This window comes from Legionella spiritensis (assembly GCF_900186965.1).
GTDB lineage: Bacteria > Pseudomonadota > Gammaproteobacteria > Legionellales > Legionellaceae > Legionella_C > Legionella_C spiritensis.
Genome location: NZ_LT906457.1, coordinates 3,082,218 through 3,103,058, shown reverse-complemented (window position 1 = coordinate 3,103,058; position 20,841 = coordinate 3,082,218). Strand labels below are relative to the sequence as shown.

The following is a 20,841-nucleotide window of genomic DNA, read 5'->3' as shown; positions in this document are numbered from 1 at the left end:
CGGTATGTTTAAAAAAATTCTGGTCAGTAACCGTGGGGAAATCGCTTTGCGGATTGTGCGAGCCTGCAAGGAAATGGGGATCGCTGCGGTAACCATACATAGCGAAGCGGATCGTTATGCCTTGCATGTCAAACGGGCGTCCCATTCCCATTGCCTGAGTAAAAAACCACTGGACACTTATTTAAACGGGCGTCGTATTATTGAGTGTGCCAAAGCCGCCGGCTGTGAGGCAATACACCCGGGGTATGGTTTTCTTTCGGAAAATCCGGCTTTTGCGCGGGATTGTGAGCAGGCCGGACTGGTTTTTATTGGACCTCGCGCGGATGTCATAGCGGCTATGGGCTCCAAAATTGCGGCCCGGGAAACCATGAAAAAAGCCGGTATTCCTGTCATTCCCGGTAGTGAGGGGAGTTTAAAGACCATTGACGAAGCCGTAGCTTGTGCACGGAAACTAGGCTATCCGGTCATGCTCAAGGCGACTTTCGGCGGCGGGGGGCGAGGGATCCGTCTATGTCAGGATGCCGAGCAGATCCGTCACCAGTTTGCCCGGGTTCAGTCCGAGGCGGTCAAGGCTTTTGGAGACGGCCAGGTGTTTATGGAAAAAGTCATTGTCAATCCTCGTCATATTGAAGTGCAGATCCTGGCTGACCATCATGGCCATGTTGTGCATCTGTTCGAGCGGGATTGCTCGGTACAACGCCGCCATCAGAAACTGGTGGAAGTTGCGCCTTCTGTTCATCTCGATGACGAAATCCGGAAAGCGCTTTACGATTACGCTGTGAAAGCGGCGACTACCGTGGGCTATACCAATGCGGGAACCGTCGAATTCATGGTCGATGAGAACAACCGGGCCTATTTTCTGGAAATGAATACCCGTCTGCAGGTTGAGCATCCGGTGACGGAACAAATAACCGGCATCGATTTGGTTCAGGAACAAATCAGAATCGCGTCCGGTGAGTCGCTGTCAATGCGGCAAGACCAAATCATGCGTCGGGGCTATGCGATTGAGTTTCGTATCAACGCCGAGGATCCGCAAAATGATTTCCTGCCCAGTTATGGACGTATTACTCGCTATTATGCCCCGGGAGGCCCGGGGGTTCGCATGGACAGTGCGATTTATACCGGGTACTCCATTCCGCCGGATTATGACTCGCTTTGTGCGAAATTAACGGTATGGGGGCTGGATTGGCCCGCCACCATACGCCGTGCCCGCCGTGCTCTCGATGAAATGCGTTTGTTCGGGGTAAAAACAACGATACCCTATTATCTGGAGATGCTGAAATCGGAAGAATTTCAGCAAGGTTACTGGACGACCAATCTGGTTGACGAGCATCCGGAATGGTTGCATTATTCCAATAAATCGTTGCCGCAACACAAAGCGGCGGTGATTGCCGCCGCTCTGACCATGCTTGCTCAGGGTACGGAATGATGAGGCGTCGATTCGATGAGGGCATAATTATCAATCAGACGGATCTCGTCGATCATGACCGCTACAAACCGCCTGCCGTTCTGTTCCGTCAGGTATTCGACCATGATTCCGGCCGCCTGTAATTCCGCAAGCAGATCCTCGCAGGATTTATGCGGTTGATGGAACAACCGGGCGAACGATTCCGCTCTTGTCCGTTGCGCGTGGTTTAATCGGTTGTTGCGGGAACTATAAGCCAGACCGCTGGCTTCACGTATGGTTGGACAGGCTTTGATACTGGTGGGCAGGAAGAAGGCGGCGGCCATGTCACGAATAAGCAGGTATTGCTGATAATCTTTTTCGCCAAAATAAGCCTGGTGAGGTCTTGTCAGATTAAGCAGTTTTAAAACAATGGTCAAAACACCGGTAAAATGTCCGGGACGATGTTGGCCCTCCATGATCCGGGTCAGTTCGTTTTCATGCACCTGATAGCGATAACCATCCTGGTAGATATCCTGCTCCCGAGGCAGCAGGCAATAATCCGTGCCTGTTTTTTCGAGCAGATGCAAATCATCATCTAATGTACGTGGATAATGGGTGAAATCATCCGGACGGTTGAACTGGGTCGGATTGATAAAAATACTGGCCGCGGTACGGGTATTGTCACGAATGCTTGTGGCCAGCAAAGACGTATGACCGGCATGCAAGTTACCCATGGTGGGGACAAATCCCAGGGTTACGTCAGCAGGCAGTGAATGACGAACTATCTGCCACTCATTGATATTTTGAAAAATGCGCATGGTTTATTCTTCTGAAAAATTTACTTTACTACCGTATCCATTTTGTTTTGATAGTCTGCTGTCCTTCCCGTGAAGGCGGGAAACCATCCTTGATTTGGCTTTAAGTTTGATTCATTATGGTTCCCCGCCTTCGCGGGGATGACAACATGTCAAGCATTCTGTACAACCAAACCTGTCAAAACGAAATGGAAGAGGTATTCACCTGAGGCTTCCTGAATCAAACTAGAATACGTGGTCTTCTGTTGGAAACTGAACTTGCCTTACCTGTTTTACGTAGTCGTTGATGGCGCCAAGCAGCACGTTTTTACCCTGTGCGTATTGTTTTAAAAATCTGGGCTTGAATTCGCTTTGCAAACCCAGCATGTCATGCCAGACCAATACCTGGCCATCCGTGTCAGGGCCGGCCCCGATGCCAATGGTCGGGATGGTCAGGGAGCAGGTGATGTCGGCCGCGAGTGTCGCAGGCACGCACTCAATGACCAGTGCCGTGCAACCCGCGTCTTCCAGACGTTTGGCCTGTTGTTGCAAACCGGTGGCTTGCGTTTCATCCTTGCCCTGAATTTTATAGCCGCCCAACTGATGTACGGACTGTGGCGTTAATCCGATATGGCCAATAACAGGAATGCCGGCGTTGACCAGAAAAGCAATGGTTTGACAGGTGTCGCTGTCGCCGCCCTCTATTTTAACGGCGTGAGCCCCTGCCTGCATGAGTCGTCTGACATTATCGATGGTGTCCGCCTGGGATGCCCGATGGCAGAGAAACGGCAGATCAGTGACTAAAAATTGCTGAGTGAGCCCGCGGGCAACGGCCTGGGTGTGCAGGATCATCATGTCCATGGTCGCCATAATGGTCGTGTCATAACCATGAACGGCCATGGCAACGGAATCGCCAACCAGAACGCAATCCAGATCGGATTCCGCAACGATTTTTGCACAAGGGTAATCGTAGCAAGTTAGCATGGTAATTTTTTCATGCAACCGCTTTTTTCTCTTGAAATCCGCTATTTTCATGCCAACCCTCCGATTATCCGCAAGGTTGTGTGCCGTAATACAGGTACCTGTCTCATGGATCAAGTCCTCCGAAAAATATTATTAATAACAGAGCGTGTCGCCGCCGGTTACGGGAAGTGCCTGGTTTCCTGCCGGTAGACGCTTTTCTTATCTTAATGAACGCAGGACAAATTGCAAGAAGTAAGTCGGTTTGTGGCAGGGTTTCAGAAATTAGCCGTAGTTGTCCTGAGGGTGCAACCTAATATTCCTTTAATCTTTATGTGCAATAATGTCTCAATATTGTATTGCAAAAGCAATGAACGATTAATTTTTATAGGGTGCTCTCATCATGTTATCGTTACAATCCATTCGTACTCTTATTCAAACCAGCAAAACGTCTTCGTCCGTAAGCGGGGCCCGTTTTTTTTCGAATCATCGAGCAATGTCTCATTGGTCTCATGGGCCGAGAGTGGCATCCTCACCGCAGGTAGAAAAATTATATCGGGTTGATAATGTCTGTATTTCCTCGCAGATAAACCGGCCTGCCAAGTTACATTTCAATTTTCTTGAGCTTCTTTACTTTCGCATGGCTGGGATACAGGGTACGGTTATGTCCCGGGATGTGATTCATCATCAGGGAAGTACGCGATTAATCGGTACAACATCCAGACATGAGAGTGCTTTAAAGCTGGCAAAATCGTGGTCTTCACGTAATGCTATCCTGCTCCTTAATCCACGTTTGGTACAAAAACAGTTAATTGATGTGGATGCTACAGTCAAACAAACCGGTACCGGCTTTTTTACAAAAATTCCTGAGTTCGAGCACGCATTAACTGTATTGCCTGTTTCTGCCATCAAGGAAGTGACATTGATTCAAAACGGGCAAACAATAGCTAATCCCTTGTATATTGAACCAACACACGATGTGGTCGAGGAATTTCAGACAATATTCATGACGCAAATGAAATTTCTTGAGCGGCTTTACCTGGAAGGCAAAATCATGACCGCAAGCCAGCGTCAGCGTGAACTTAAGACGGTCATTGAGCAAACGGCAGAGTTTTTTCAGGCAAGACTGGGCGGAGAAAATCCTTTTGCCATGACATTGGCGCAATATTATGAGCGTTATGGTCACGGCGATCGGTCTGATACTCCATCGAGCAAATATTCATCAGCTACTACGGTACTGGAGATGCTCCGGGTTGATGGTGATGAGTTATTTATGCAAAACGGGCATTATCGTCAGTTGCTGGGCCAGAAAGAAATTCGTGAAGCCATTGAGCGCGCCAATGAAGAAAATGGTTATGGCTCAGCCAGACACAGTTATTCTTTTGATTGAGCATTTTTTTACATCCGGTGTATTCAATTCGATGATGTTGCCGGCTTCAAAATAATTAGAACCGGGTGTATATTCTTGCACAGTCGGACAACGTCTGGCATGTTGTGGCTCCAGCACGATTTTTATATCGCGGTCGGGAACGCATCGAGACCGGATTTTTATTCGCAGTCAAACGATTATAGTTGAAAAGTACCATACTTAAGGTATTGAACGAGCGTTTTTTGGCAACTCCATTCAATGAAAGAGGTATTCATGTTATTTACGGAGCCGTTAAGCATCACGGGTGAACACCCTTTTGTGTTTCCCGGGCAAGCCGGTCAACTGGAGGGGGTTTTGACGGTTCCTTCCAACTTAAACCGGGATTACATTGCGGTATTAGGGCACCCAAATTCCCTGCAGGGCGGCAGTATGACGAATAAAGTGGTCACGACCATGGCGCGCGCTTTCCGTGAGGCAGGCATACCCAGCTTGCGCTTTAATTTTCGCGGTGTCGGCCGCTCCGAAGGGCAATACGACAACGGTTTGGGTGAGAGTGAGGATATGCTGCTGTTGAGCCGTTTGTGGGAACAGGAATTTCCCGACAGCCGTTTTCTGTACGCCGGATTTTCATTCGGTTCTTATGTGACCTATCGTACCGCCGCGCAACACCCTCATGATATGTTGATTTCGGTAGCCCCCCCTGTCCACCTTTATGATTATCAGGCGTTTAAACCGGCGCCTAAGCATTGGCATATCCTGCAAGGCGATAGCGACGAGGTGGTTCCGGCGCAATCGGTCCTGGATTTTGCAACGGAGGTGTCTTTGCCGGTGACTCGTTTTGCGGATACCGGACATTTTTTTCATGGGCGATTGCTGGAATTGAGAGCGGAGCTGATTAAAATCATTACGGAACGAGTATCCTGACTATGAGCATTATGGCGGCTTATGAGGCGGCAATTACCAGGGGTGACATTGAGGATGACGTCTTGCAGCGTCCAGTTATCACAACCATGGATAATCTGGCCGCCAGCCTGGTGAAGTCCTGTAAATCACGATTTATCTGGCGGCGTCCGCAAGCGGTTCAGGGTATTTACCTTTATGGGCCGGTTGGGGTCGGAAAAACCTTTCTAATGGATTTGTTTTTTGAGCATGTAGGCGTACGTCAGAAAATCCGGTTTCATTTTCATCATTTCATGCAGCAAATTGATGCGCAATTGCGTCGCTTGCAGGGCCATAAGGATCCTGTGCAGGTTATTGCCCGCGGACTCACCAAAACGACCCGGTTACTTTGTTTTGACGAATTTCTTGTTCATGATGTCGCTCACGCGATGATGCTCGCCGAATTACTAAAGGCGCTGTTTGCCCATGGCATCACGCTGGTCGCCACGTCCAATATCTGTCCTGACGACCTGTATCTCAACGGCATACACCGCGCCCGTTTTTTACCGGCTATCGCCTTGATAAAATCCCGTTGTGACGTAATGAGCCTGCATAACAAGCGGGATTACAGACTGGGACGAACTCCGGATCTGGAGACCTTTTTATTTCCTTTGAATGAGACGACTCGTGCCCGGTTTGCCGGACAGTTTGCACAACTTGTACCGCAGCCGGAATTACAGGGCTCTCTGACGGTTCAAAATCGGAAAATTCCCTATGTACAATGCGGGGAGCGGGCTATCTGGTTTGATTTTAATGTCTTATGCAATTTGCCGCGCAGTCAACTGGATTATCTGGAAATAGCCGATCGCTTTGATACGGTGTTTGTCAGTGATATTCCGGTTCTGGGCGAACGTGACACGGCCAGGGTTATTTTACTTATTCATTTTATTGACGTCATGTATGATCGCGGTATCCGATTGATCCTTTCAGCGGCGGTTTCTTTGCCGGAGTTATATGGCGGCGGGGAGATGAGCCAATCGTTTAAACGCACGTTAAGTCGTTTACAGGAAATGCAGTCGGAAGACTATCTGCGGCGTCATCCTCGCCGGGCTGTGCAAACCATGCCTGAATTTCCGCTGAAATGATTTTTTGTCATCCTGGAATGAGAATGATTATCGATTCGATTTATGCTAAAATTAAACAATTCTTGGCCTGTTTGAGGAAATAATGCGTCTGAATGAGTTGAATAAAGGGGATAGAGTGCGTCTGGTTGACTTCGGAGACACCCAACCGCAATACCGGCGTCGCCTGCTTTCCCTGGGGGTAACTCGCGGTACGGAAGTGTCCGTGGTGAGAATGGCTCCTTTAGGTTGTCCTGTTCAGGTTGAAGTTCGCGGTACTTCCCTGACGCTGCGTAAAGAAGAGGCTATTCATCTTGACTGGGAGCTGGTATGACACGTGTTTTGCTGGCAGGAAATCCCAATTGTGGTAAAACCACGCTCTTTAATGCGCTGACCGGTGATAATCAGCGGGTTGGTAATTGGCCCGGTGTGACGGTCGCCAAAAAAACAGGTCAATTTTTGCTGGATCAGGACGTGGTCGATGTCACGGATTTACCCGGTGTGTATTCCCTGTCCTTTTCATCCGGCAGCGGTAGTCAGGACGAACTTATTGCCGCAAGGGCGATTGTGGCTCTGGATGTGGATGTGATAGTCAATGTGATTGACGCCTGTCATCTGGAGCGGCATTTGTATTTAACCAGTCAATTACTGGAACTCGGTAAACCGGTGATTGTCGCGTTGAATATGATGGATATTGCCGAACAGAGGGGTATAACTATTGATATGGCGGCTTTGTCCAGCCAGTTAAATTGTTCGGTTTTACCCTTGCAGGCCCATAAAAAAATAGGACTCGACGCGTTACGACAGGCTATCTGTAACCTGTCGCATGCGACAGAACCTCTGGCCCTTAATCTGCCATCGTCCGCGGTATCGGTGTTTACGGCACTCAGCCGGACATTGATGGGCGACGGCCAGCTCTGTGAGCGAATCGCGCAATATTACGCATGGCGCGTACTGGAAGGTGATACCTCGCTTCCTGATGCTTTGGATGTCGACGTTACGGCCTTGCTTCATGATGCAGACGAGGATATGGATGTGTTGTTGGCGGATGCCCGTTACCGGGAAATACACCGGATTGTTTCAGTAACCCAGACAAGGCGTAGTGATGCCAGTGAGCATGTCACCGCAAAAATAGATCGGGTGGTACTGCACCGCTTCTGGGCGTTACCCATTTTTTTCGGAATGATGTATATGATGTTCCTGTTTGCCATTAATATCGGCGGGGCATTCCAGGATTTTTTTGATATTTCCACCGATACGATTTTTGTGCAAGGCAGTGCCTGGCTGTTGCAGCAATGGCATGCTCCCCAATGGTCAATAGCGTTGATTGCCAATGGCATTGGCAAGGGCATTAATACGACACTGACTTTTATTCCGGTTATGGCCGGCATGTTTTTCTTTTTATCGCTGCTGGAAGCCTCCGGTTATATGGCCAGGGCGGCTTTTGTGGTGGACAAGGTCATGCGGGCCATGGGCTTGCCCGGCAAATCCTTTGTGCCGATGATTGTAGGGTTTGGTTGCAACGTACCGGCGATTATGGCAGCCAGAACCCTGGATTCCGAGCGTGATCGATTGTTGACGGTATTGATGAGTCCCTTCATGTCCTGCAGTGCCAGATTGGCTATTTATGCGGTTTTTGTGGCCGCATTTTTTCCGACCGGCGGGCAGAATGTGGTGTTTGCCTTGTATCTGATTGGTATTTTGATGGCGGTTTTCACGGGATTTATTCTTCGTAAAACCACGCTCCAGGGCGAATCTTCGCCGTTAATTCTCGAGCTTCCGGCTTACCATAAGCCGTCCTTTAAACGCTTGTGGCGGGAAATGGGGTTGCGGTTGCGTTATTTTATCGTCCGGGCAGGTCGTCTGATTATACCGGTTTGCATTATTCTCGGTGGATTGAATGCCTTGACCATTGATGGTGGATTAAGCAGTGATGAAGCCAGTGCCAACTCGGTGCTTTCACTATTGGGTCAATGGTTGACGCCGGTGTTTTCCCCCATGGGATTGCATCAGGACAACTGGCCGGCAACCGTGGGGTTGTTAACCGGGATGCTGGCGAAAGAAGTGGTTGTCGGTTCCCTGAATTCCCTTTACGCGCAGTTAGGCCAGATAGGGCAAATGCAGGGGGCGCATTTTGATTTCCTTGGATCGCTGGCGCAGGCGGTATGGTCCGTTCCGCAAAACCTTGCCGCGTTAGGCAGCGCCTTGTTTAATCCTGTCATGGCCAGCGCGCCGGACAGCGAACTATCCCAGTCGGTTTACGGTATGATGGCGCGGCGTTTTGACGGCCAGGCCGGTGCGTTTGCCTACCTGTTGTTTATTTTATTATATATTCCCTGCGTCTCGACCATGGCTGCCATTCGTCAGGAAGCCAATCGGAGCCTGATGTGGTTTTCCGTGATCTGGTCTTTCATTATCGCCTACGTTGCGGCGGTGATTTTTTATCAAGCGGCCACCTTTTCGCTCCATCCGCAACAATCCGCAGCCTGGATTGGAGGCGCGTTGGCAGGGATTCTGTTCTTTATCGGCTTGCTACGATATCGAGGGTTACGATTGGGAGGCACGCGTGTTATTGCAAATTCTTGATTTTATCCGCCAGCAAAAAATAGCCAGTAGCCAGCAGCTTGCCCGGGAGTTTCACCTGGACAACCAGGCGTTGCAGCCCATGCTGGAGATCTGGTTGCGCAAGGGAAGGATCCGGGTCTGTGAGCAGAAAGGCGCATGTAAAAGCCGCTGTTTTAAATGCCGGACCGGGGAGCCGCCGGTTTTTTATCGTTATCTGACCGGATAGTTCCATCGGGCGCGCAAGGCGGTTGATAAAACGACAAATCCCGGGATTTATTGACGTATTTACTTTATTTTTGCTATTTTTCGCGTCTCACCGGCTGGGATCGATGGCTTAAATTGAGCTAAGATACTTATATAAGTACAAGAACAGGTTGAGGACATGGCCGAATATTCTGAAGAAGAGTTGGTGAGATTAGCTGAGGATTCGCGTCAAAGTATCATGCAGGATGATGCGGAGGATCCTGTTCTTCTTGTGGAACGTGTTTATAAACTCTGGTGGCACTGGGCGGATTTTTCATTGTTTATCGTGACGCCGACGATTGAAGCCATCACGCCGCCGGTTATCATTCCGCCGGCATTGATCCCGGGTACGGAGGATTATGAATTCGTTTATCCTATCCATGACTATGGTTACAAACTAACAACATCGAAAGCGGAAGATATGTTTGTTGCCGGTGATTCCATGTGCAAGCTTTATTATACGATTGAAAAAATGATTTATCTTCTGATTGAGCGTTTGAAATCGGGAGGCATTGATCAGGAAGCCGAGGTTCAGGTCGCTTTTGGCGGGCATGAATTATCACAACGCAAGGCATTTGAGTCGATTATTAATTTAAGTTACAACGTTGTGGTGACCAATTTTGATCCGGGCATGTGGGGGGAGCGTTTTCTGGAAGTTATCAAGAGGCTGGCTGAAAAGGGGTATGGTTATCCTTCGGAAGCGCCCAGAGAGAGTTTCCGCCAGGTTCATGGCCCTTCAACGACTATGAAACGCTAGTGCCCCAATTGTTTCCGATCGCAAACAAGGCAACTATTGTTGCCACCAAATAATAATTTCCTGTAGCCCGTCATGAAGGCTTCACTGTAATGCGGGAAAACACTCCTAATTGGCACATTAAACCCGCAATACGGCCGCAGGCTGCCTTTTCGCTTCATGTTATGGCCTGTCAACAAGCCCCAGTTTTGTGTTTGTCCATTGAAGCAGAAGCAATTGCGGGTTTTTCCACCGTATTACGGCGAACAGCCAGGCCGGCAAGGTTAATGTCAGCCGCCCTGTAATCGCGATAAAGCCCGGTCGCTGGTTTTTACCGTCGAGGATTTGAAGTTTCCAGGCCCGCATTCCTATTGTTTGTCCCCCGGCTTTGATGGATAAAGCATAATAGCTGGCCAGGGTAAGCAACATACATCCCTGGTACCAGCGTGACGCGGGCGGAATGGCATGATGACCGTTGGCCCATACGCACAGGGCGGTGACGGCCATAAGCAGGCTCAGAGCAATTAACAGGTCATAAAACAAGGCCGCAACATAGCGAAACCACATAATTTCCTCGACTATTTTCGTAAGGGCAGGATTCTACTCCGAATTCGGAAACGGACTACGATTGGAGCCGAACAAACAGTGTGTGATCCCTGGTCCGTTTTGTCAAACAGGCTGTGCGCACAGTATCCTTTACATGCCGGTCATGGCTTTTTTGCCGAAACTCACTTGCTCCAGACACGCGATATAAACCTGGCTTAAATCCATGCCGCAATACTCGTCGCCGTTTAACGCTTCCCAATGCCCTTCCTCGTAAGCGATCACAGTTGACAATAATTCACCAAGAGCGCCCTCGCGGGAAAGCAATGCCATTTTAATTTCATCGGCCAGGGTAATTTTGTCGATTAAAACGCTCATGGGACTATCCAGTAAACTGTCCAGAACGGATAACAGGCCTGTCGTATAGGCACTTTGTTCACACAGATTTTGGTTGGCGTGGGCCAGCTTTTGAGCCATCTGTGCCCGTATCAGGCCGGATTCCACAATTTCAACGGGCTTGTCCGACACATTTTTCATAGACAAAACCATCACCCAGTTTTTTAAATGGATAATGCCTAGCCGGGTGACAGCCTGCTGGATGGATTTTACAGCCTGGTAACCGGAAAACGCGGCTGAATTGGCAATTTTTAATAATTGATAACTCAATAGCGGATCCGTTTGTATCAATTCTATAATGTCATCAAGATTGACCTGGCTGTGTTGCAACTTGTCGATAAGCGTCAGCAAATTAAGTTTGTTCGCGGCAATTTCCCGGGTATCCTGTTTATGGGGCTGAAAAAGAAAATCACCGCAATAGTAATCCATGGTGAGCCCCTTGCACTGGTCAAAGCAGTTGATGTTGGCTATACCATAAGCAATGACTTTGCGTTGTTTCGCCTGACTGTATTTGACCACCCTGGTGACGTCCGCCATTGCCATCAAATGTTCGCTTAAGGCAATGTATTCCGCAAAATTCAGCCAGGCCAGTTGTTTCGGATCATCAATCATGAGTGCTATGGAATAGAGCGAGTTCTGTAACTCATCAATGGGATAAAGTTGATTAATATCGGCAGCATGCAATTTTAGAATAATAGGATTTTCAAGAGGCGGCTCAGGCAGTTCTACCAAGGTACGAAGCGCGTAGGGTACAAAAAGAGGCAAACTGGCATCGGCGTTACGAATAATGGTGGTGAAAGGTTGCAGTAGCTCCTGGGGTTCCTTCTCTTGATCATTGGCTATAATCTCTAATGCGACACATTTAAGTTGTTGATTATAAATAGGTCTTTTGATTAGCATTAGCAAGATCCTTCTACGCGCTGATACTATCTAGCATAGTACGGGAAAGATTGTGTTGCCAAAATTTTTGTTTTTTTAGCATGCAAAATGCTTAAAATATTGAAGACTGGTGTTGATGATAAATGATAGACTGCCACTCAGGCTGCTTTGCGCAAAAAATACAGAGTGGTATACTTCGCCGGTTTTCTACCGACTTGGCTATGGTGATGCCGCCAGAGGCTTGTAGGGTTTGTAGTTTTTTATGGTAGTAAACTTTTGTTTGGCCAAGGGCGTGTCGACACGTCCTGGATGTACTATATTAATATCATTTCATTAAGGGATACTTGATACCGTGAATAAAAAAAGGCCGGTGAATCTTGATTTAACGACAATAAAGTTTCCGCCTATGGCGATTGCATCCATACTCCATCGTATATCAGGCGTGGTTTTATTCCTTTTGCTTCCAGTTATAATCTATTTTCTGGACTTGTCATTACGAAACGCGGGCACTTTTTCCAACCTGCAGATGTTGTTGGAGCAGTTCCATTGGAAATTGCTGTTGTGGGTATTTTTAGCCGCGTTGATTTATCATGTGCTGGCCGGAATTCGCCATGTATTAATGGATATAGGTTATGGTGAGCATCTTAAAGCCGGTCGCCTGAGTGCGTTGGCGGTCATAATCCTTGCGGTTATTTTAACAATCTTTGCAGGAATCTGGATATGGTGAGTAATGTCACAAGTTTAACGGGAAATGGTCTCAAGGACTGGTTGATACAACGGGTTACAGCCGTTTATTTTGCTGCGTACTCCTTGTTTTTGCTGGGGTTTTTGCTGTGGCATCCCCATTTGGCCTATCATCAGTGGCAAGCCTTGTTTGCCTGTAACTGGTTTAAGGTAGCCAGTCTTATCGCGGTACTGGCCCTTTCTTTACATGCCTGGGTAGGGATCTGGACAGTTACCACCGATTACATGAAATGTACCGTACTGAGACTGGCTGTTCAAATGGCCGTTGTAACCTGGTTACTGGCTCAGTTTATCTGGGTCTTGATGATTGTGTGGGGGCAATAAGCATGGTATGTGCACGAAACAAATTTGACGCGGTAATTATCGGAGCAGGCGGCGCAGGTATGCGCGCCGCACTGCAATTGGCCAACTCCGGATTGAAGGTTGCCTTGCTGTCCAAGGTATTTCCTACCCGCTCACACACGGTATCCGCTCAGGGAGGGATCACGGCTGCTTTGGGGAATGCGGATGAAGACGATTGGCGCTGGCATATGTATGACACCGTCAAGGGAGCCGATTACATCGGGGATCAGGATTGCATCGAATACCTGTGCAAAACGGGCCCGGAAGCGGTTTATGAACTGGAACACATGGGATTGCCTTTTTCCCGTATGGACAACGGCAAGATTTATCAGCGTCAGTTCGGCGGCCAATCAAAAAATTTTGGCGGTGAACAGGCTGCGCGTACCTGCGCTGCCGCAGACCGAACCGGCCATGCCTTGCTGCATACCCTGTACCAGCAAAACCTGAAAGCCAAAACGCACGTATTCAGCGAGTGGCTGGCGCTTGATTTGGTAAAAGACAGCCATGGCCGCATTGCCGGGGTGACGGCAATGTGCATTGAAACGGGCAACATCGTATTTTACCAGACACGTATTTGCATTCTCGCCACAGGTGGGGCCGGTCGTATTTACCAGTCCACTACCAACGCCCACATCAATACCGGTGATGGATTCGGCATGGCCTTGCGGGCCGGTATTCCCTTGCAGGATATGGAAATGTGGCAGTTTCACCCTACCGGCATCGCCGGTGCCGGTACGCTGGTCACCGAAGGCTGCCGTGGCGAAGGCGGTTATTTAATCAATAAGGATGGTGAACGCTTTATGGAGCGTTACGCGCCGCGTGTGAAAGATTTGGCGTCACGAGACGTGGTCGCGCGTGCCATGGCTCTGGAACTGCGGGCCGGAAAAGGCTTTGACCCCAATGGGGTGGATCATGTGAAACTGAAGCTGGACCATCTTGGTGCCGACCTGATTATGTCCCGTTTGCCCGGCATTCGTGAATTGTCTTTAAAATTTGCCGGTGTGGATCCGATAGTAGAGCCTATCCCTGTCGTTCCCACCTGCCATTACAGCATGGGGGGCATTCCTACGAACGTACATGGCCAGGTGTTGCATCATAAAGACGGGAAAGATTCGGTTGTCGAGGGTTTATACGCCGTTGGTGAGTGTGCCTGCGTATCCGTTCACGGCGCTAATCGTCTGGGCGGTAACTCCTTGCTTGATCTGGTCGTGTTCGGGCGTGCCGCCGGTCTGCATGTGGAGGAGTTGTGGCAATCCGGTCAAATGCCGGAAATGCCTTACGTGTCTGATGAAGACATTGCGGCTGCCCTGGCCCGTTACAATCGCTGGGAGAATTCCGGTGAAGGGGAGAGTCCCGCTAAAATTCGTGACGAGATGCAACGGGTTATGCAGGAAGACTTTGGAGTATTTCGTACCGGTGAGGTTATGGAAAAAGGTCTGCATCGCCTCCAGGCACTTCGTGATCGTTTAAAGGACGCCCAATTGATAGATAAATCGAATGTATTTAATACCGAACGGGTCAGTGCTCTGGAACTGGATAATTTAATGGCGAGCGCTTATGCTTCAGCCAAATCCGCCCTGGCACGAACGGAAAGCCGGGGAGCTCACAGTCGGGAAGATTACCCGAAACGTGATGATGTAAACTGGATAAAACACACACTGTACCTTGAGGAGGGTGATACCATTAATTACCGTCCGGTTAATGAATCACCTAAATACATCAAGCCTTTTGAGCCGAAAGAACGCGTTTATTAGAAGGGGATAAGCTGTGGCTGATACTAAAAATTTGAGCCTGTCCATATATCGTTATAATCCTGATGTGGATGAAAAGCCTTATATGAAGGATTATGAGATAGCGATTCCTGAGAAAAGCGATCCTATGGTGTTGACCTTACTGGAGCGGCTGAAAGCGGAACAGGATGCAACCATTGCCTACCGCCGTTCCTGTCGCGAAGGGGTGTGTGGTTCGGATGGCATGAATATCAATGGCACAAACGGCCTTGCTTGCATCACCCACCTGTCACAATTGAAAACGGATCGTATCGTTATCAGACCTTTGCCGGGATTTCCTGTCGTGCGTGATTTGGTCGTGGATATGAGCCAGTTCTATCAACAATACGAGCGTATTGAACCGTATTTGCAAAATGATGAGGTGGCTCCCGCGCGTGAACGATTACAGACTCCCGAAGAGCGGGCGCAGCTCGATGGATTGTATGAATGTATTTTATGTGCCTGTTGTACCAGTTCCTGTCCTTCTTTCTGGTGGAATCCCGACAAGTTTGTTGGTCCGGCGGGATTGTTGCAAGCCAGACGATTTCTGGCCGATAGCCGCGACACCGCCAAGTTGCACCGATTGGAGCAATTACAGGATCCATTCAGTGTGTTTCGCTGCCGTTCCATTATGAACTGCGCGAACGTCTGCCCGAAGGGACTCAATCCTACGCAAGCGATATCGGATATTCGCAAGCAAATGTTGACTCAGGAAACCTGATAGCAATTTTCTAGCGTCCCGTAATCGGGACGTATCCCTTTGGAGAATAATGATGAGTAGCGACGACTTACAGAATCAATGGGCATCTTCCTATTTATCCGGTGGAAGCATGGCTTATGTTGATGGTCTGTATGAAGATTATCTGAATGATCCCGATTCCGTACCGGACGATTGGCGCGAGGCGTTCAATGCCTTGCCCAAGCCGGATAATGTCGCCAGGGATGTGCCTCATCGCGAGATTCGCGATTATTTTCTGAAAAATGCCGATAAAAAGCGTCTCGTTGCCAAGCAAACGGAAGACAGCAAGCAATTTCAGGTGGCTCATCTGATGAATGCCTACCGCTCATTTGGTCATCATGCAGCCAAACTTGATCCGCTCGATATGGCGGAACGGGTTCATGTTCCAAACCTTGAACTGGCTTACCATCATCTGTCGCAAGAAGACCTCAACCGGACTTTTTACGCCGGAAAAAATTTCAATGGCCCGGAAATGACCCTGGCCGATATCTACAAGGCGTTGCGGGCCACCTATTGCGGCAGTATCGGAATTGAATACATGCATATTTCCAATAGTGAGGAAACCGATTGGTTGCAGCACCGCCTGGAATCCATGCATGGCCGTCCTGATTACGAAACCGATAAAAAACTCAACATTCTCAAGGATCTGATTGCAGCAGATGGTCTGGAGCGTTATCTGGGCACGCGTTACGTAGGCCAGAAACGTTTTTCTCTGGAAGGTGGGGATTCCTTTATTCCCATGATGAAGGAAATCATCCATAAAAGCGGCAAAAATGGTGTGCAGGAAGTGGTTATAGGCATGGCTCACCGCGGACGCCTCAATATTCTGGTTAACGTCCTCGGCAAAGAGCCGGATCAGTTGTTCCAGGAGTTTGAGGGCAAGATAAAATCGGAAGAGCGGACCGGCGATGTGAAATACCATATGGGTTTTTCATCCGATATTCGTACCGAATCAGGCGCTGTTGTGCATCTGGCTTTGGCTTTTAATCCCTCTCACCTGGAAATCATTGGCCCGGTGGTGGAAGGATCCGTGCGATCCAGGCTGGGCCGCCGCAATGATTTGGTAAAAAAAGACAAGGTCATACCGGTGGTTGTCCACGGCGACGCCGCGTTTGCAGGTCAGGGCGTGGTCATGGAAACGTTTAATTTCTCTCAGGCTCGCGGCTATTGCACCGGGGGAACGGTTCATATCGTCATCAATAACCAGATCGGCTTTACCACCAGTAATCCGCTGGATTCCCGCTCAACACTTTATTGCACTGACGTGGCCAAAATGGTTCAGGCTCCGGTTATCCATGTGAATGGTGATGATCCCGAGGCGGTAATTTTTGCGACGGAAATCGCTTTTGATTTCCGTATGAAATTTAAACGGGATGTGGTGATTGATCTGGTTTGTTACCGTCGACATGGGCACAACGAGGCGGACGAGCCTTCCGTGACCCAGCCCGGGATGTATCAAAAAATTAAATCCATGCGGCCATTGCGTGAAAAATACGCGGAACAATTGATTAATGACAAATTAACAACCTCCGGTGACGTCGACAAGCTCATAGAAGAATACCGTAACAAACTGGATAAAGGACAAGCGGTTGTGGATCTGGTACAGGGCGATTACGAAGGCAAACGAGCTATTGACTGGACGCCATATAGGAATGCCAAATGGACTGATCAGGTCGATACAACCATCAGTAAGGAAACCTTGCAGAAATTATCAGGACTTCTACATAAATTGCCTGATGATTTCAAGCTGCATCCGGTGGTCAAACGTCTGCTGGCCGAACGTGAAAAAATGAGTGCCGGTGAACAACCCCTGAACTGGGGATACGCCGAAACCATGGCTTATGCCAGCCTTCTGGATGAAGGGTATGGTGTTCGTTTATCCGGTCAGGATTCCGGACGGGGAACGTTTGCACATCGTCATGCGGTCCTTCATGATGCGGAAACGGCCGAAACGTTTGTGCCCTTGACCCAAACGGCATCCAATCCGGCAAAGCCTTTTGTCGTTATTGATTCCATCCTGTCGGAAGAGGCGGTGCTGGCTTTTGAATACGGGTTTGCTTCCTCGGAGCCCTCCACCCTCGTGCTGTGGGAAGCGCAATTCGGCGATTTTGCCAATGGTGCCCAGGTGGTTATCGATCAGTTTATCAGCTCGGGAGAGCAAAAATGGGGGCGTTTGTGCGGATTGGTCATGTTGTTGCCGCACGGTTACGAGGGTCAGGGGCCGGAGCATTCCTCCGCTCGCCTGGAACGTTATATGCAGCTTTGTGCCCAGCATAATATACAGGTTTGTACGCCTACCACGCCGGCCCAGATTTTTCATTTGTTACGTCGGCAAATGATACGGAATTTTCGCAAGCCGCTAATAGTGATGACACCGAAAAGTCTTTTGCGCCATAAATTAGCGGTATCGCCCCTGGAGGCGCTGTGTAAAGGCAAGTTTCATGAGGTGATTCCGGAAATGGACAAACTGGATGCCGCGAAAGTCACGAAAGTAGTGTTATGTTGTGGAAAAGTTTACTATGATCTTTTACAAAAACGTCGTGAGGACGAGTTAAACAATATTGCCATTGTTCGTATAGAACAATTATATCCTTTTCCTAAAAAAGCGCTGGAAAAGGAGTTGGCGAAGTACGGAAAGGCGAAACAAGTGGTGTGGTGTCAGGAAGAACCGCAGAATCAGGGCGTCTGGTTTTCTTCGCAACACAACATCAAAAGCTGTTTGCGTCCCGATCAGGAATTGACATACGCCGGACGAGGCTTTGCCGCGGCTCCCGCGGTTGGAAGTCCCTTGCTGCACGCGAAACAGCAGGAAGAACTGGTCGAGCAGGCCTTGAGTAAACAATAACCGAATAAATAATATATAACCAAAGAAGGACTAACCATGTCTATTGAAGTTAAAGTTCCTGCTCTGCCCGAATCTGTGGCAGATGCTACCATCGCTGCCTGGCATAAAAAAGTTGGCGACAGGGTAACCCGTGATGAAAATCTTGTGGATCTTGAGACGGATAAAGTGGTTCTGGAAGTACCGGCGCCGGCTGATGGTATTTTAAAAGAAATTTGTTTTGCAGAAGGTGATACGGTAGAAGCCAGCCAGGTGCTGGCTCGCCTTGAAAAAAGTTCCGCAGCGGATGATGCTTCCGGGAACGATGAAAACAAATCGGATGAGGACAAAAAGAAAGAGAAATCCGACAAGGACGAGGATAAAAGCGAGCGGAATAAAGAATCAGAATCCTCTGAGGAAACAAAGGCAACCAGTCCCGCGGTGCGCAGAATGCTGGCTGAAAACGATCTGAGTGCGGAAGAAATTTCAGGATCAGGCAAGGATGGACGGCTGACTAAGGAAGATGTTCTGGCCTTTATTAAAACCAATCGTGAAAAATCAACTACGAAATCCGCCAGTGCCCAGGCAAAGCCTCAGAGTTTTGCTGCCATGGGCGAACGTGAAGAGCGTCGAGTTCCCATGACCCGTCTGCGCGCCAGAATCGCCGAACGTCTGCTGGAAGCTCAGCATAACGCGGCCATGCTGACCACCTTTAATGAGGTGAATCTCAAGGCGGTTATGGATTTAAGAGCACAATACAAGGACAGTTTTGAGAAAAAGCATGGTGTTAAGCTGGGGTTTATGTCCTTTTTTACCAAAGCCGTTGTCGAATCCCTGAAGCGTTTTCCCGCCGTTAACGCGTCCATTGATGGGCAGGATATCGTTTATCATGGTTACTACGATATCGGTATAGCCGTCTCTACAGAGAGGGGTTTGGTGGTGCCGGTTGTCCGCGATGCGGATCAAATGTCCATGGCCGATGTGGAAAAAGCCATTAATGACGCGGCTACCCGTGCCAGACAAGGCAAGCTGGCCATGGAGGAAATGCAGGGAGGGACATTTACGATTACCAATGGGGGCGTATTCGGTTCATTGCTGGCGACCCCGATTATTAATCCGCCGCAAACAGGTATTTTGGGGATGCACAAAATTGAGGACAGGCCGATAGTTGAAAAAGGACAAATTGTTATTCGTCCGATGATGTACGTTGCTTTATCTTATGACCATCGCTTGATTGACGGTAAAGAGTCTGTACAATTTTTAGTGAGTGTGAAGGAATTACTGGAAGATCCGTCTCGCCTGCTTTTAAATATTTGAAACTGATGTTTAACCGCGAGACCCGCTTGGCCGGGTCTCGCTATTTTTAAAGGTACCAACGATGAATTTACATGAATACCAGGCCAAACAACTGTTTGCCAGCTATGGTTTGCCAACTCCCAGGGGTGAAGTAGCCTACAATGTTGAAGACGCTCTGCAGGTTGCGGCGCAATTATCCACGCCCAAACTGGTTGTAAAGGCTCAGGTACATGCCGGTGGTCGCGGCAAGGCAGGTGGTGTCAAACTCGTTTCCTCCAAGGATGAATTGGCCGCCGTGACCAAATCACTTCTGGGAACTCGCCTGGTTACTTATCAAACCGATGCCAGGGGTCAACCTGTCAATGCGGTATTGGTTGAGGAAACCTGTGATATCGATCGTGAATTATACCTGGGGGCGGTGGTTGATCGTGCCAGTCGTCGTGTGGTTATCATGGCGTCTACGGAAGGTGGTGTGGAAATAGAAAAAGTGGCCCATGAAACACCTGAAAAGATTTTTAAAGTGACGGTCGATCCATTGGTTGGCGTCATGCCTTATCAATGCCGGGAAACCGGTTTTAATCTGGGCCTTGATAATGATCAGATTAAGTCATTCACCCAACTGATGATAGGACTTGGCAAGATGTTTATGGAATGTGATCTGAGTTTACTTGAGATCAATCCTCTGGTTGTTACCAAATCCGGCCAACTGCTTTGTCTGGATGGAAAAATTAATATTGATGGCAACGCCCTGTATCGCCAGCCGCATTTAAAGAGTATGCGTGATTCGACCCAGGAAGACGAGCGTGAAAACCGGGCGACGGATTGGGAATTGAATTATATCCCTCTGGATGGCGCCATCGGATGTATGGTCAACGGCGCCGGATTGGCGATGGCGACCATGGATGTGATCAAGCTGCATGGCGGCGAGCCGGCCAACTTCCTGGATGTCGGTGGCGGCGCGACCAAAGAACGGGTTAGCGAGGCGTTCAAGATCATTTTGTCTGATGAGCATGTCAAAGGTATTCTGGTCAATATTTTTGGCGGTATCGTCCGCTGTGATTTGATTGCGGAAGGTATTCTGGCTGCCGTGAAGGAAGTGGATGTGAAAGTCCCGGTTGTGGTACGTCTGGAGGGCAACAACGCACAGCTGGGCGCGGACATTTTAAACAAGAGCGACTTGAATGTGATCGCGGCGAACAGTCTGACGGATGCGGCAAGGAAAATTGTGGCGGAAGTGTCTTGAAAGCGGGTTTAAACCGCC

At 49.0% G+C, this 20,841-nt stretch carries 19 protein-coding genes; 15 read left to right on the top strand and 4 right to left on the bottom strand.

Annotated features, from left to right (window positions below; all coding sequences use genetic code 11):
- The first annotated feature begins 4 nt into the window (after window positions 1–4).
- On the top strand, window positions 5–1,429 hold the full coding sequence (locus tag CKW05_RS14160; protein WP_058482807.1) for an acetyl-CoA carboxylase biotin carboxylase subunit: 1,425 nt from the start codon (window positions 5–7) through the stop codon (window positions 1,427–1,429).
- On the opposite strand, the gene panC is transcribed toward CKW05_RS14160, so the two are convergent.
- Both panC and panB read right to left on the bottom strand, forming a co-directional pair.
- Window positions 1,414–2,205: a pantoate--beta-alanine ligase gene (gene panC, locus CKW05_RS14155; RefSeq protein WP_058482806.1), complete on the bottom strand. Its 792-nt coding sequence runs from the start codon at window positions 2,203–2,205 to the stop codon at window positions 1,414–1,416. The genes CKW05_RS14160 and panC overlap by 16 nt on opposite strands.
- Window positions 2,206–2,427: 222 nt before the next feature.
- Complete coding sequence (panB, locus tag CKW05_RS14150; protein WP_058482805.1) at window positions 2,428–3,216, bottom strand: 3-methyl-2-oxobutanoate hydroxymethyltransferase; 789 nt, start codon at window positions 3,214–3,216, stop codon at window positions 2,428–2,430.
- A gap of 328 nt (window positions 3,217–3,544) precedes the next feature.
- Here panB and CKW05_RS14145 point away from each other — a divergent pair, with 328 nt between their 5' ends.
- The 7 genes from CKW05_RS14145 (at window position 3,545) to CKW05_RS14115 (ending at window position 10,075) form a co-directional block, all read left to right on the top strand.
- Complete coding sequence (locus CKW05_RS14145) at window positions 3,545–4,531, top strand: hypothetical protein (RefSeq protein WP_058482804.1); 987 nt, start codon at window positions 3,545–3,547, stop codon at window positions 4,529–4,531.
- A 252-nt stretch (window positions 4,532–4,783) separates the two neighbouring features.
- The gene (locus CKW05_RS14140; RefSeq protein WP_058482803.1) at window positions 4,784–5,434 is read left to right on the top strand and encodes an alpha/beta hydrolase; all 651 of its coding nucleotides are present in this window, start codon (window positions 4,784–4,786) and stop codon (window positions 5,432–5,434) included.
- A gap of 2 nt (window positions 5,435–5,436) precedes the next feature.
- Window positions 5,437–6,534 (top strand): cell division protein ZapE, encoded by a 1,098-nt coding sequence (gene zapE / locus CKW05_RS14135; RefSeq protein ID WP_058482802.1) that lies wholly within the window; start codon window positions 5,437–5,439, stop codon window positions 6,532–6,534.
- Between the two features lie 82 nt (window positions 6,535–6,616).
- Window positions 6,617–6,844, top strand: a complete 228-nt coding sequence (locus CKW05_RS14130) for a FeoA family protein (protein WP_058482801.1) — start codon at window positions 6,617–6,619, stop codon at window positions 6,842–6,844.
- Window positions 6,841–9,096 carry a Fe(2+) transporter permease subunit FeoB gene (feoB, locus tag CKW05_RS14125; protein WP_058482800.1) on the top strand — a complete coding sequence of 752 codons (2,256 nt, stop codon included), beginning with the start codon at window positions 6,841–6,843 and terminating at the stop codon, window positions 9,094–9,096. Before CKW05_RS14130 ends, feoB begins: the two co-directional genes overlap by 4 nt.
- On the top strand, window positions 9,077–9,301 hold the full coding sequence (locus tag CKW05_RS14120) for a FeoC-like transcriptional regulator (RefSeq protein WP_082642731.1): 225 nt from the start codon (window positions 9,077–9,079) through the stop codon (window positions 9,299–9,301). Before feoB ends, CKW05_RS14120 begins: the two co-directional genes overlap by 20 nt.
- A gap of 156 nt (window positions 9,302–9,457) precedes the next feature.
- Complete coding sequence (locus CKW05_RS14115) at window positions 9,458–10,075, top strand: hypothetical protein (RefSeq protein ID WP_058482798.1); 618 nt, start codon at window positions 9,458–9,460, stop codon at window positions 10,073–10,075.
- A 159-nt stretch (window positions 10,076–10,234) separates the two neighbouring features.
- Here CKW05_RS14115 and CKW05_RS14110 read toward each other — a convergent pair whose 3' ends face one another.
- Together CKW05_RS14110 and CKW05_RS14105 are read right to left on the bottom strand one after the other, a co-directional pair.
- On the bottom strand, window positions 10,235–10,618 hold the full coding sequence (locus tag CKW05_RS14110) for an RDD family protein (protein WP_058482797.1): 384 nt from the start codon (window positions 10,616–10,618) through the stop codon (window positions 10,235–10,237).
- 129 nt (window positions 10,619–10,747) lie between these two features.
- Entirely contained in the window at window positions 10,748–11,890 is a 1,143-nt protein-coding gene (locus CKW05_RS14105) for an EAL and HDOD domain-containing protein (RefSeq protein WP_058482796.1), read from the bottom strand.
- Between the two features lie 331 nt (window positions 11,891–12,221).
- Here CKW05_RS14105 and sdhC point away from each other — a divergent pair, with 331 nt between their 5' ends.
- The 7 genes from sdhC to sucC all read left to right on the top strand — a co-directional run bounded on the left by sdhC (window position 12,222) and on the right by sucC (window position 20,823).
- A complete protein-coding gene (gene sdhC, locus CKW05_RS14100) occupies window positions 12,222–12,596 on the top strand; it encodes a succinate dehydrogenase, cytochrome b556 subunit (protein ID WP_058482795.1) in 375 nt (124 codons plus the stop codon).
- Window positions 12,590–12,937 carry a succinate dehydrogenase, hydrophobic membrane anchor protein gene (sdhD, locus tag CKW05_RS14095; RefSeq protein WP_058482794.1) on the top strand — a complete coding sequence of 116 codons (348 nt, stop codon included), beginning with the start codon at window positions 12,590–12,592 and terminating at the stop codon, window positions 12,935–12,937. Before sdhC ends, sdhD begins: the two co-directional genes overlap by 7 nt.
- Before the next feature lie 2 nt (window positions 12,938–12,939).
- The gene (gene sdhA / locus CKW05_RS14090; RefSeq protein ID WP_058482793.1) at window positions 12,940–14,709 is read left to right on the top strand and encodes a succinate dehydrogenase flavoprotein subunit; all 1,770 of its coding nucleotides are present in this window, start codon (window positions 12,940–12,942) and stop codon (window positions 14,707–14,709) included.
- Window positions 14,710–14,722: 13 nt separating this feature from the next.
- A complete protein-coding gene (locus CKW05_RS14085; protein WP_058482792.1) occupies window positions 14,723–15,445 on the top strand; it encodes a succinate dehydrogenase iron-sulfur subunit in 723 nt (240 codons plus the stop codon).
- A gap of 52 nt (window positions 15,446–15,497) precedes the next feature.
- Window positions 15,498–18,308, top strand: coding sequence for a 2-oxoglutarate dehydrogenase E1 component (locus CKW05_RS14080; protein WP_058482791.1), 2,811 nt, complete (start codon window positions 15,498–15,500; stop codon window positions 18,306–18,308).
- Window positions 18,309–18,344: 36 nt separating this feature from the next.
- On the top strand, window positions 18,345–19,601 hold the full coding sequence (gene odhB / locus CKW05_RS14075; protein ID WP_058482790.1) for a 2-oxoglutarate dehydrogenase complex dihydrolipoyllysine-residue succinyltransferase: 1,257 nt from the start codon (window positions 18,345–18,347) through the stop codon (window positions 19,599–19,601).
- Between the two features lie 61 nt (window positions 19,602–19,662).
- Entirely contained in the window at window positions 19,663–20,823 is a 1,161-nt protein-coding gene (gene sucC, locus CKW05_RS14070; protein WP_058482789.1) for an ADP-forming succinate--CoA ligase subunit beta, read from the top strand.
- Window positions 20,824–20,841 lie beyond the last annotated feature (18 nt).